The organism is Flavobacterium sp. (genome assembly GCF_031537875.1).
In the GTDB taxonomy this organism is placed as follows: Bacteria; Bacteroidota; Bacteroidia; order Flavobacteriales; family Flavobacteriaceae; genus Flavobacterium.
On sequence record NZ_JAVKNB010000002.1, the window covers coordinates 158,939 to 171,715 of the forward strand.

The window sequence follows — 12,777 nt, forward strand, 5'->3', positions numbered from 1 at the left end:
TAAAAAATTAAATTATTTAAAACTATTAAAATTAAAAAAAATGGCAAACGTTAAAAAAGAAAATGGACCAAAAGGTGGAGGAGCAGTTTCAGGAATTATCATCGCATCTTGTATTTTTGTAGGATGGATTATCTGGAATTTTATCATGGGTAATGGAGCAAACTTCGAAGGTGGAGTAAATACAGGTCACCCACTACCAGGAAACTACTTAGCAATGGTATATAAAGGAGGTCCAATCGTTCCTGTTTTATTAGGATGTTTATTAATGGTAATCGTGTTTTCATTTGAGCGTTTTGCTGTTATTTCAAAAGCTGCTGGAAAAGGAAACTTAGATGCTTTCATGAAAAATGTTCAAGCTAGTATTACTAAAGGAGATATTGACGGAGCTATTGCTTCATGTGACAAACAACAAGGTTCAGTTGCAAATGCAATTAAATCAGCTTTATTGAAATACCAAGATGTTAAAGCAGAAGGTTTAGATAGCGAAGCTGCTGCTGAAACTATTCATAAAGAAATTGAAGAAGCTACTTCATTAGAAATGCCAATGTTAGAAAAACATATGACTATCCTTTCTACATTAGTATCTTTAGGAACATTAGCTGGTTTGTTAGGAACAGTAACAGGGATGATTAAAGCGTTTGGTGCGTTAGCTTCTGCTGGAACTCCAGATCAAGCTGCTCTTGCAAATGGTATCTCTGAAGCATTGATTAACACTGCAACAGGTATCTCGACTTCAGCTTTAGCAATTATTGTTTATAACCTTTTTACTTCTAAAATTGATACTTTGACTTATTCTATTGATGAGGCTGGTAATACAATTGTAAATACTTACAGACACTTCAGAAGTTCAAAAAAATAATTAATAATTAATTTTGGGAAAGCGTTTCTAAAAGAATTCACTTTTTCAAGTTATAAAAAAATAAAGTAATGGCTGTAAAAATGTCCAAAAAAGCTGCGTCTATTGATATGACCGCTATGTGTGATGTTGCCTTTCTATTGCTGACTTTCTTTATTTTGACTGCTACAGCCAAAATACCAGAACCATTGCCAGTAGATACACCAGCATCAACAGTTCAAACTAAATTGCCAGACACTGATTTAGCTACTATTACCGTAGGAAAAGGAAAAGTTTTCTTTGACTTAAAAGGTAGAGAAGTTAGAAAAAGAACTTTAGAATTAATGGGTCAAAAGTACGGAGTTGCTTTTACTGAAGATGAATCAGCAAAATTTGCATTAATGGAAGGTATTGGAGTGCCAATTACTAACCTTAAGCAGATTATTGCAATGAAAAGTTCAGAGCGAGGTAAAGCAAATCAACCTGGAATTCCTAAAGATTCTTTGGATAATCAGTTGTCTCAATGGATTCAAAATGCTAGAATTGCAAACATTGAAATCGACGATAAAGAGTTGCAAATAGCAATTAAAGGAGATGCAAAAGAAGAATATCCTTCTATTAAAAAAGTAATGGATATTTTACAAGACCAAAAAATCAATAGCTTTAATTTAGTTACTGGTTTGAGAGCAAAAGACAAATAATTATAAAAAGACACTAAAATGGCTGAATTAAATACCGGCGACGGTGGAGGCAAAAAAGGTGATGGTAAGGTAAGAAGTAAAAAATCCAATTCCAAGGTTGATTTAACAGCAATGGTGGATTTAGCTTTCTTGTTGATTACATTCTTTATGCTTACAACCACCCTGTCTAAACCCCAATCGATGAGTTTGGGATTGCCAGATAAAGAAGATAAACCTGATCCAAAGAATCAAGTTAAAGTGGATGAAAATCGTACGATGACTATTCTATTAGGTGATAATGACAAATTAGTTCGTTACGTTGGTCTGTTAGCTACTCCAGTTGCTGGTGGAGCTCCAAAAGAGTTTTCTTATGGTAAAGAGGGTATTCGTAAAGAGTTGTTGTCAAGAAAAAAACTGGTTCTTGAGTACACAGGGAATAAAGACAAAGGGATGATTGTAATTATCAAACCAAGTAAAAAATCGAATTACCGCAACTTGGTTGATGTATTAGATGAGATGGCGATTGTTGACGTTCCTACGTATGCAATTGTTAATGAGTACACTCCTGAGGAACAAAAATTGTTAGAAGGTAAATAAGAATTTCTTATTACTCAATAACCTAATAACTAAGAAAAATGAAATTAGATATATTCACAAATCAATGGCTTGATATTGTTTTTGAAGGGAAAAATAAGGCTTACGGGGCTTACGATCTTAGAAAAACCAATAACAAAACTACGGTAAAGGCATTAATTTTTGGCGCAATTGTATTTGCTTTGATGGTAGGTGCACCGCTTATTATGAGCTTGTTGCCTGATTCTTCTAGTGATGATGATAGTTTAGATACTAAAATTGTAACGATGAAGTTGCCTCCAAAGAAAGAACAGCCTAAAAAAGATCTTCCACCACCTCCACCACCTCCACCAAAAGTGGATCAAGTGAAATTTGTTAAGCCAGTTGTGGCAAAAGCAGATGAGGTAACTGAGGAACCACCAAAAATTACCGAAATTAAAGACAAAAAATTAGGTAATGAAACTATCAAAGGAGATCCAGATGCTCAATTAACAGTTGAACCTGTTGGGAATGGACCTGCTGCAGTAGTAGAAGAAGATAACACAGTATATAATACTGCTGGTATCGAAGTAAAACCTGATTTCCCTGGAGGAATGGAAAAATTCTATTCTTTTGTTGGTAAAAATTACCAAACACCAGAAGAAGAAGGTTTGAAAGGTAAAGTATATGTTACTTTCGTAGTAGAAAAAGATGGTTCGTTAACAGATATCAAAGTACTTAGAGACATTGGTTTTGGAACTGGCAAAGAAGCTATACGTGTATTAAACAAATGTCCAAGATGGACTCCTGGAGAGCAAAATGGTAAAAAAGTGAGAGTACTTTATTCTCTTCCTATTACTATCCAATCTGCAGAATAATGATCAAAAACTTTGTTAATAGTTTTCAGAAGAAATCGCTCAAAGGGCGATTTCTTCTCGTTATAGGAATTTTGTTTTTATTGTCTTATTTAGTTTTAGGATTATTAGTTATCTTTATGAAACATTTCCCTATTCAAATGCAATACAACTATAGAATTGCTTTTGGAGTACTTTTAATTGTGTATTCTTTTTTTAGGTTCGTAAGGATTATTAATGATAACAATGATTAAGTTATGAGAACTATTGCAAAATTATCGTGTTTGTTTATTGTGGTTTTATTTGTTACAGCTTGTAATAAATCAAATACTGCTAATCAGGAAACTATTTTGAAAGGGAATGCGACCCTTTTAGTTGACGAGACATTAAAGCCAATCATGGAAGATCAGATAGAAATATTTGAGAGTCGTTATGAGGCTAAGATTAAATTGGATGCAAAATCTGAAAGTGAGGTTATTCAGTCATTGGTTAAAGACACTTCTAGTATGGCGGTGTTATCAAGAAAATTGAATGACGATGAAATGAAAGTTTTTGCTGCAAGAAAAATCATTCCTAAAATAACTCCTATTGCGATTGATGCAATTGCATTTATTTCAAATGGTCAATCTAAAGATACTTTAGTTGCATTGAGCGATGTATTGGATTTCATGAAAGGAAAAACAGAAGGTAAAATTAAAGGATTGGTTTTTGACGACCCCAATTCAAGTACTGTTCGTTATATGAACAACTTGGCAGGTCTAAATTCGATTCCACAAAAAGGAGTATTTTCTTTTGGAACAAATAACGAAGTTATTAAATTTGTTTCTGAAAATGAGGGGATGATTGGTGTGGTTGGATTGAATTGGTTGTCACAACCTACTCCAGAAATGCAACACTATGTAGATAAGGTAAATCTTTTAAGTGTTAAAGGTCTTAAAGATTCAAATTACTATGCTCCAGATCAAAATAATATTGCGGAGGGGAAATATGCTTTGGCACGTGATTTGTACATTATCAATTGTCAAGGATTTTCTGGTTTAGGAATGGGTTTTGCTTCTTTTGTTGCAGGAGACATTGGACAACGAATTATTTTAAAATCGGGATTATTGCCAGTTAAAGTACCGCCAAGAAAATTGAATATAAGAAAAGAAATCACCAACGATAAAAAATAAATTAATTATAAAAATAAAGATGAATAAATTTAAAATTTTTGGATTAGTTCTTTTGACTTCAGTTTCTGTAAGTCATGCTCAAGATATCAATCAAGCAAAAAAGGCTATTGATGCCGAGAAATATGAAGAGGCTAAGTCTATTCTAAAATCAATCATACAAGCTAAGCCTTCAAATGGTATGGCTTCTTTTATTTTGGGTAATGTATATTTAACTCAAAGTCTTAAAGATTCAGCTAAAATTTCTTACGATAAGGGATTAGCTGCTTCAGAAGCTGCCCGATTCAATAACATTGGGTTAGGACAAATGGACTTGGATAGAAATGATACTATTGCAGCCAATGCTAAATTCATTTTGGCTACAAAAGACATGCGTAAAAAAGATTTTGAAGAGTATGTGTATGTAGCTAGAGCTTATATGAATGCTGAAAAACCTAATTATAAAGCAGCAGTTGCAGTTTTAAAACGTGCATTAGTAAATAATCCATTAGATGCTCAGGTGCAATTAGCTCTAGGTGATGCTTATTTTGGATTGAGTAATCAAAATGATGCCTACAAAGCCTACAGAGATGCGTTTCAAGCAGACAATACTTTATTAAGAGCTAAAATGCAATTAGGAGTATTGTTGAAAGGTGCTAAGTCATACGATGAAGCTTCCAAAGCGTATAATGAAGTAATTGCAATCAATCCGAATTACGGACCAGTATATAGAGAATTAGCTGAAACCTATTACAAAATCGCGAGAAATAAGCCTTCAAAAGCAGCTGAAAATTTCAAAATCGCAATTGATTACTATCAAAAGTACATGGATTTAACGGACTATTCTATTCACTCAAGAATGCGTCGTGCAGACTTTTTGATTTTAGCTAAAGATTACAAAGCGTTAGAAGAAGAGGCTAATAAAATGATTGAATTAGATAAAGTGAATCCAAGAATATTTAGATATTTAGGATATGCTGCATACGAAAATGGTAATGTAGACAAAGCAATTCAGTCATTAGAGACATTCACTTCTAATCCGACAAATAAAATTATTGCGAAAGATTACCAAGTGTTAGGATTGGCTAAAATTAAAAAAGGAACTAGTGCTGATGGACTTTCTATTGACCCTATTGCTTTTGAAGCAGGTTTAGTGTCTATTAAAAAATCGATCGAAATGGAACCTTTAGCAGTAGAGGATTTGAATGAAGTAGGTAAAAAAATATTTACTCAAAAATTATATAAAGAGGCTGCAGCCATCTTTGAATTTGGAGCATCTAACCAAGATTCAAAAAATTATTTAGATGATAATTTGTACTTCGGATTGTCATTGTATTATGCTAATAATAAAAAAGATATTAAGCCAGATGCTTTAGGTCTTCAAAAAGCAGATGCTGCATTTGATAAAGTATTAGTAGCTTCTCCTGGATATTATGAAGCGTATTTGTTCAAAGCTCGTACGAATAGTTTATTAGATAATGATGCTAACACTATTAAATTTTATGAGGCTTATGTAGCTGCAGTTACCGCTAAAGGCCCTGAAGAAGTTGCTAAGCCAGCTGTTGCTAAAAAAATAGCAGAAAGTTACAACACAATTGGAGCAACTTATGCTAATACAGACAAAGCAAAAGCTATTGAGTATTTCAATAAAACTTTAGCTATTGATCCAACTAATGCTTATGCATTAAGCTCAATCAAGCAATTGAAATAAAGATTATTTCACAGTATAAAAAAAACCGACAATTAGTTGTCGGTTTTTTTTATGTCTAAATTTTACTCTTTTAAGGTTGAAAGAAGATACGATAAGAATTTTCTAATTGACTATCTTTGCAACTTCAAAAGAAATTCATGTTATCAAAAGAAATACAATTAGAAGTTAATAAAGGAGCCATGCTGCCTTTGATGGAGGAATTTTATACCATTCAAGGTGAAGGATCACATACGGGAACAGCAGCTTATTTTATACGAATTGGCGGTTGTGATGTAGGTTGTCATTGGTGTGATGTGAAAGAGAGTTGGAATGCAGAACTACATCCTCCTACTAATGTGGATTTGATTGTAGCCAATGCAACTAAGTATGCTGATACTGTTGTAGTAACTGGAGGAGAACCGTTGACTTGGGATATGACTTTGTTAACCCAAAAATTAAAAGATAACAATGTGAAAGTTCATATTGAAACTTCAGGCGCCTATCCACTTTCAGGAACTTGGGATTGGATTTGTCTTTCGCCCAAAAAATATAAATTACCAACACAAACGGTATATGACAATGCCGACGAGTTAAAAGTAATCATTTATAATAAGCATGATTTTATTTTTGCAGAAGAACAAGCTGAAAAAGTAAATAAAAATGCTATACTTTTTCTTCAGCCAGAATGGAGCAAAAGAGAAGAGATGACACCAATGATAGTGGACTATGTCATGAAAAATCCAAAATGGCGTGTGTCATTACAAACGCATAAATATTTAAATATCCCATAAATAGTAGTTTTTAATTTTTGTCCCTAAATAAATGAAATCACAATTCCTTCTTGATCCAACAATTACATTTTTAAATCATGGTTCATTTGGTGCTTGTCCTAAACCTATCTTTGAAGAATACCAACGATTTCAGTTGGAGTTGGAGACAGAACCTGTTTTGTTTATTCAAAAAAAAGCAGCAGGATATTTAAAGACTGCTAGAGAAAAGCTGTCAACTTATATAGGTTGTAATTCTTTGGATGTGTTTTTTACTCCTAATCCTACCTTTGCTATTAATACCATTATGCGAAGTCTGGACCTACAAGAAGGTGACGAAATTTTATCGACCAATCATGAATATGGAGCAATGGATCGAATTTGGAGTTTTTATTCCAAAAAGTCAGGAGCCAAGTACATTCGGCAAAATATCACACTCCCAGTTACAAGTAAAGAACAGCTGTTAGACGAATTTTGGAAAGGGTACAATTCCAAAACAAAAATTATCTTTCTAAATCATATTTCAAGTTGTACGGCTCTAGTATTCCCTGTAAAGGAAATTTGCGATAGAGCAAGAGAGTTGGGTATAATTACTATTATCGATGGTGCGCATGTTCCTGGTCAAATGGATTTGAACATTGAGGATTTAAATCCAGATTTTTATACAGGTACATTGCATAAATGGATGTTGGCACCCAAAGGAAGCTCTTTTTTGTACGTAAAAAAAGCGTTTCAAAATACGCTTGACCCATTAATTGTGGGTTGGGGATATGAAAGTGTTTCTCCGGGAGAAAGCCAATTTTTAGATTATCAAGATTATCAAGGGACTAGAGATATTTCTTCTTTTTTGACTACACCAAAAGTGATTGAATTTTTAGAGAAAAACAATTGGAAATCAATTGCAAAACAATCTAAATCTATTGTTTTAGGGAATTACCAACGTTTTTGTGATTTACTTCATACACAACCGCTTTGTCCAATTTCGGAAGAATTTTTAGTCCAAATGGCAAGTATTCCTGTTAAAACAACCAATCCAATTGGATTAAAGGAGTTGTTGTTTACTAAATACAAAATTGAAATTCCAGTGATGTCTTTGAATGGTAATTTTTATTTAAGATATTCCATCAACGGCTATAATTCAAAGGAAGATTTAGATGTATTGTACGCTGCTTTACAAGATATTCTTGCTACAACAGATTTAATTCAAGAATAAATTTACCAACCTTTTCGTTTTTTTAACTCTGTAATATGTGCCAGATGGTGTAATCCATGCCATGCATACGTACCAATAATCGCTTTGATTTGAAAAGAGGCATTGTGTTCGGGATGAATGAACGATTTTTCCAAATCCGATTCAGACAAACTATTCATTAAATAAGCCAAACGAAAATGTAATCCTTCTAATAAAGCTAGAGTGGGTTCGATTGGCATTTTTGAATTATCATTCATTTCACCCCAACGGTCTTCATAATAAAATTTAATAGTTGGAGTGTCTTCCGTTAATGTCCATTTGAGTCGGATGAAACAGTTCATATGACTATCGGCGCAATGGTGAATCACTTGGCGAATAGTCCATCCGCCATCCCTATAAGGTGTGTCTAGCTGTCCATCACTCAGTTGTGACACTTCTTTTATTAATAAGGCTGGGAATTGCGCAATTTCCTCAATGCGTTCAAATAAATATTTTGATGTGTAAACTTCTGGAGCGGTAAATTTTCCAATTGGGTAACGTAAATTGTCTTCCATTTTTTGTGTTTTATGAATGGTTAAATTGAAAGTTGTGCTAGATAGTCAAAATGGTCTCCTTCAAGCAGGAGTTGACATTCTAGCCCATTAGCTAAAGCTGCATTTTGAAGTGTATTGTAGTCCATATAGAGCCACGGAAACGGAGCCTCTATTTCATTCTTATAACGAAGGTTAAAAGTTAATTCACCGTAATACGTATCACTTGGAATCCATTTTCCCCCATCTTCGTCTTCGTCAAACATATAAATAATGTCAGAGGAATCAATTAAAATTTGTCCGTTTGGATTCAGCAAACTTTTTAATTTTTGAAGGTAGCGCGTCGTTTTGTCCAATGTTTCAAAGACACCTGTGCCATTCATTAATAAAAGTATCGTATCGTATTTTTCATTGTCTAAGTCTAATACATCAATGGCTTGGACATTTCTTAATCCACGAAGGGAACACGCTTCGATAGCATTTCTGGAAATATCAATAGAATGAACATCAATATTGCGTTCGTTTTGCAAATACAAACTATGGCTACCAGCCCCACAACCCACATCTAAAGTTCTGCCTTTAGTTAGTTGTAAAGCCTTTTGTTCAATTGTCGGCATTTCGCCAAAGCTTCGAAATAAATACCCTACTTCCATCTCATCTTCTTCTGAAATAGAAGTCGATGTAATGATGTTTTCAGGATTATTGTGAGTTTGATAATCGAGTATGGCTTTTCCGAAAAGGTCTTTCATAATGTCATTGCGAGGAACGAAGCAATCTTTCCTCTTTTTATAGTTTATAGTTTCAAGTTGTTTAACTTTGCATTAGAAATACAATATGATGTTGAAGCCAAATTTAAATGAACTCGGGAAACTTGCCAAAGATAAGCATATCGAAAATAAAAAGTATTTTGATAAGCTGAAAAAGAAGGTGCCAAAGAATTTAGATTATGCGATGCAAGAATTACATGATGCTGAATTTAAAAAAACGGATTGCTTGACTTGTGCCAATTGTTGTAAAACCACTGGGCCTTTGTTTACATCTGCTGATATTGAACGAATCGCGAAGCATTTAAGACAAAAACCACAACAATTTATTGAGCAATATCTTCGTATTGATGAAGATAATGACTATGTGTTGCAATCCGTGCCGTGTACTTTTTTGGATAGTGACAATACCTGTTTTATTTATGAGGTGCGACCAAAAGCCTGTCGCGAATTCCCACATACTGACCGGAAAAAGTTTCAGCAAATATCTAATTTGACTTTAAAGAACATTCCTATTTGTCCAGCAGTCTATAATATAGTCGAAGAGATGAAAAAAAAATTACCGCTTTAATAGATCAAATATTTCTTTCGTGTTTCTTTAAATTGCTCTAAACCGAATCTCCAACTTTTTTTGATTTTTCGTTCCGAAAGACCTTCTTCTATTTGTTGTTGTAGGACTTTGGTGCCTGCTAATTTGGTGAAAAACGGAATGAAAAATTTCGTTTTATCTTCAGTGCTTTTGTAGGCTTTTAAAAGCCATTTCAATTCTATTTGGTTAACCGTCTCGATTGAGGACAAATCTTCTCCGTAACATACTTTTCCTTTATGCATTGGTTCTTTGGCGCCAATATTGGGTTCTGGAGTGAAACTAAATCCACTTTGGGGTAAAAATGGTGAGCCATATATTTGAAATTGCTTTTCGGTTCCTCTACCCACACTTACATTAGTCCCTTCAAAAAAACACAAGCTGGCATACAAATTAATGGCTTGGTCGTTAGGAAGATTGGGCGACGGTTTTTCTGATAGATGATACGAAGCATTTCGGTCATAATTCAAACATGGCATTACTTTAAGAGCACATTGGACTTCATTTTTGAGCCATTTTTCGCCATTAATCATTTGAGCATATTCTCCAATAGTCATTCCATATAGTACAGGAACAGGATGCATCCCTACAAAACTGGTGAATTCTTTTTCTAGAATTGGGCCGTCAATGATAAATCCGTTCGGATTGGGTCTGTCCAAAACAATAAGTTGAATGTTGTTTTCAGCACAAGCTTCCATTACATAATGCAAAGTGGAAATGTAGGTGTAAAAACGCGCGCCCACATCTTGAATGTCAAATACCAGAATATCTATTCCTTCTAATTGTTCTGTTTTTGGTTTTTTATTGTCACCATATAGTGAGATAATAGGCAGCCCCGTTCTAGTATCTTTCCCGTCGATAATCAATTCGCCAGCATCGGCAGTACCTCGAAAGCCATGCTCGGGTGCAAATATTTTGAGTACGTTGATTTGATTGGCAACTAAAAAATCAACTAAATGAGTTCTATTAGTCAATATTCCAGTTTGATTACTTACCACACCCACTTTTTTATCTTTTAAAAGCGTGAGGTAACTTTCGTAGTTGTCAGCTCCTGTTTTAAAATCGATAGGTTGGGAAGGTCTACTATGCTTTTGAATTGTGGTAGCGGCAGGATGTTGATTGGTATTAGTTGTCTGTAGATTTCTGTTTACTGAACAAGAAACCATAATAAGCAGAATACCAATAGGGAGTACTATTTTTTTAATTGTGACCGTCATTGCCAAGTAAATAAAGTTAAAGCCAATTAGTGTAATTCGTGTTTTAGCTGTATTTTTGGCTCAAGTAAATACCAAGTCCACTTGAATTTAGAATATTTCATAGCCAAAAGATTGATTACTGCTAAAGATTATAAAAGTAGTATATCTGCGCCAATAATAAAAATTGCCATTGCGGCTATTGCAATAGGAATGGTAATGATGATTGTTTCGGTGGCAACAGGAATTGGTTTACAGCAAAAGATTCGCGAAAAAGTATCGGCTTTCAATGGTCATATCATTATTTCAAATTATGACAACAATCAATCGGAGGCAACCTTAATCCCGATTTCTAAAAACCAAAAGTTTTATCCTAAGTTCAACTCGGTTTCAGGAATTAATCATATTCAAGCCATTGCAACCAAAGCAGGAATTATTCGTACCGAAAAAGCCTTCGAAGGAATTATCTTTAAGGGAGTAGGTACAGATTATCAATGGGATAATCTAAAAGAATATTTAATTGCGGGGCAATTACCCAATCTGTCGAGCCAATTGAACAATGAAGTTGTTATTTCTCAATTTTTAGCAGATAGATTACAGCTTAAAGTTGGGGATTTGTTTAATGCATTTTTTATTAAAGAGAATCAAAACCAACTCCCAAATATTCGAAGATTCAAAATCACTGGAATTTTCAATTCAGGGTTTCAAGAGTTTGACGCTACTTATATAATAGGAGATATCCGTCACATTCAGCGAATCAACAAATGGACACCAAACGAAATCGGGGCATTTGAAATTTTTGTGCAAGATTTCAACAATATTCAAAAAGTAGGGGAAGAAGTCTATCGCCAAACGCCCTCCAATTTAGATTCTAAAACAATAATTGAAAAATACAGTTATATATTTGATTGGCTCCAACTATTTGATTTCAATATTGTAGTCATTTTAGGAGTGATGATTTTAGTAGCTACAATTAATATGGTAGTGGCTTTATTAGTACTTATTTTGGAACGTACCCAAATGATAGGAATTCTAAAAGCACTTGGGGCAAATAATTGGTCCGTTCGAAAAATATTCTTGTACAATGCCTTTTATTTAATTCTTCGCGGTTTACTTTGGGGTAATTGCATCGGAATAGCAGTGTTGTTTATTCAAAAATACTTTGGTGTAATCCAACTCAATCCAGAAAATTATTATGTGAACCAAGCACCGGTTTATTTTAATTTGGGCTATATCTTGGCGCTAAATCTATTGACAGTAGGCGTGTGTTTCTTGGTGTTATTGATCCCTTCGTATATCATTACTAAAATTTCTCCCATCAAAGCCATTCGTTACGAATAGATTATTTTGGGCGTTCCCCTTCGGGTCGGGCTATCCGCTGTATCTTTTTAAAGGGACTTCGAGAGCCTCAGTTCCCTTTTAAAAAGGATGTCGCTACTATCCCTAACGCGGGTACAACTTCAATAACAATTTCAAAGTTCAAAATTCAAAGTTCAAAATTCAAAATTCAACATTCGTTGTTCAACATTCACTCTTCTTTATGTTCCTTAATTTCTTAATGGTTCAAAAACCTTATATTCCCTTATATTCCTTATATGGTAAAAAATTAATTTCAATAACAATTTCAAAATTCAACATTCAACATTCGTTGTTCAATATTTCAAGTTCAATAATATTTCAAAACCTTCTATGACTTATATGGTTTAAAAACCTGCGAATCTGCGGTGAATTCCGCCAAATAGTCTTTGCGTCTATCCAATTCAAAAAAAACTTTGTTGTTTACAAAACTTTAAATCAGCGAGTTAAGGAAAAGGCAAAAAATAAAGTTTAAAAAAGCTTGTGAAAGTGGATTTAGGTTGTACTTTTGCACCCGCATTAGAGGCGACGTTCTTACTTAAATATTGAAAAGCGAGTTGAAATACAATAGGAAGAAATTTTTATAAAAAGATTTGCTAGAGATAAAAAAGTAATTATCTTTGCCCTCCC

General features: G+C 33.9%; 13 protein-coding genes. 10 read left to right on the forward strand and 3 right to left on the reverse strand.

The window, feature by feature from the left end; genetic code table 11:
- Window positions 1-40 precede the first annotated feature (40 nt).
- The 8 genes from RMR09_RS00840 (at window position 41) to RMR09_RS00875 (ending at window position 7,739) form a co-directional block, all read left to right on the forward strand.
- On the forward strand, window positions 41-859 hold the full coding sequence (locus RMR09_RS00840) for a MotA/TolQ/ExbB proton channel family protein (RefSeq protein ID WP_310593940.1): 819 nt from the start codon (window positions 41-43) through the stop codon (window positions 857-859).
- Window positions 860-927: 68 nt separating this feature from the next.
- Window positions 928-1,536: a biopolymer transporter ExbD gene (locus RMR09_RS00845; RefSeq protein ID WP_310593941.1), complete on the forward strand. Its 609-nt coding sequence runs from the start codon at window positions 928-930 to the stop codon at window positions 1,534-1,536.
- Window positions 1,537-1,554: 18 nt separating this feature from the next.
- Window positions 1,555-2,112: a biopolymer transporter ExbD gene (locus RMR09_RS00850; RefSeq protein ID WP_310593942.1), complete on the forward strand. Its 558-nt coding sequence runs from the start codon at window positions 1,555-1,557 to the stop codon at window positions 2,110-2,112.
- A 38-nt stretch (window positions 2,113-2,150) separates the two neighbouring features.
- Entirely contained in the window at window positions 2,151-2,945 is a 795-nt protein-coding gene (locus RMR09_RS00855) for an energy transducer TonB (protein ID WP_310593943.1), read from the forward strand.
- A gap of 233 nt (window positions 2,946-3,178) precedes the next feature.
- A complete protein-coding gene (locus RMR09_RS00860; RefSeq protein ID WP_310593944.1) occupies window positions 3,179-4,093 on the forward strand; it encodes a substrate-binding domain-containing protein in 915 nt (304 codons plus the stop codon).
- A gap of 19 nt (window positions 4,094-4,112) precedes the next feature.
- Window positions 4,113-5,780: a tetratricopeptide repeat protein gene (locus RMR09_RS00865; RefSeq protein ID WP_310593945.1), complete on the forward strand. Its 1,668-nt coding sequence runs from the start codon at window positions 4,113-4,115 to the stop codon at window positions 5,778-5,780.
- 137 nt (window positions 5,781-5,917) lie between these two features.
- The gene (locus RMR09_RS00870; protein ID WP_310593946.1) at window positions 5,918-6,550 is read left to right on the forward strand and encodes a 7-carboxy-7-deazaguanine synthase QueE; all 633 of its coding nucleotides are present in this window, start codon (window positions 5,918-5,920) and stop codon (window positions 6,548-6,550) included.
- A 31-nt stretch (window positions 6,551-6,581) separates the two neighbouring features.
- Window positions 6,582-7,739: an aminotransferase class V-fold PLP-dependent enzyme gene (locus tag RMR09_RS00875; RefSeq protein ID WP_310593947.1), complete on the forward strand. Its 1,158-nt coding sequence runs from the start codon at window positions 6,582-6,584 to the stop codon at window positions 7,737-7,739.
- 2 nt (window positions 7,740-7,741) lie between these two features.
- Here RMR09_RS00875 and RMR09_RS00880 read toward each other — a convergent pair whose 3' ends face one another.
- Both RMR09_RS00880 and RMR09_RS00885 read right to left on the reverse strand, forming a co-directional pair.
- Window positions 7,742-8,272 carry a YfiT family bacillithiol transferase gene (locus RMR09_RS00880; protein WP_310593948.1) on the reverse strand — a complete coding sequence of 177 codons (531 nt, stop codon included), beginning with the start codon at window positions 8,270-8,272 and terminating at the stop codon, window positions 7,742-7,744.
- Between the two features lie 20 nt (window positions 8,273-8,292).
- A complete protein-coding gene (locus tag RMR09_RS00885) occupies window positions 8,293-8,997 on the reverse strand; it encodes a class I SAM-dependent methyltransferase (protein WP_310593949.1) in 705 nt (234 codons plus the stop codon).
- Window positions 8,998-9,088: 91 nt separating this feature from the next.
- Between RMR09_RS00885 and RMR09_RS00890 the strand changes: the two genes are divergently transcribed.
- The gene (locus RMR09_RS00890; RefSeq protein WP_310593955.1) at window positions 9,089-9,583 is read left to right on the forward strand and encodes a YkgJ family cysteine cluster protein; all 495 of its coding nucleotides are present in this window, start codon (window positions 9,089-9,091) and stop codon (window positions 9,581-9,583) included.
- Here RMR09_RS00890 and RMR09_RS00895 read toward each other — a convergent pair.
- Window positions 9,580-10,815, reverse strand: coding sequence for a DUF1343 domain-containing protein (locus tag RMR09_RS00895; RefSeq protein ID WP_310593950.1), 1,236 nt, complete (start codon window positions 10,813-10,815; stop codon window positions 9,580-9,582). The genes RMR09_RS00890 and RMR09_RS00895 overlap by 4 nt on opposite strands.
- Window positions 10,816-10,896: 81 nt before the next feature.
- Between RMR09_RS00895 and RMR09_RS00900 the strand changes: the two genes are divergently transcribed.
- On the forward strand, window positions 10,897-12,132 hold the full coding sequence (locus RMR09_RS00900; RefSeq protein WP_310593951.1) for an FtsX-like permease family protein: 1,236 nt from the start codon (window positions 10,897-10,899) through the stop codon (window positions 12,130-12,132).
- Window positions 12,133-12,777: the final 645 nt, after the last annotated feature.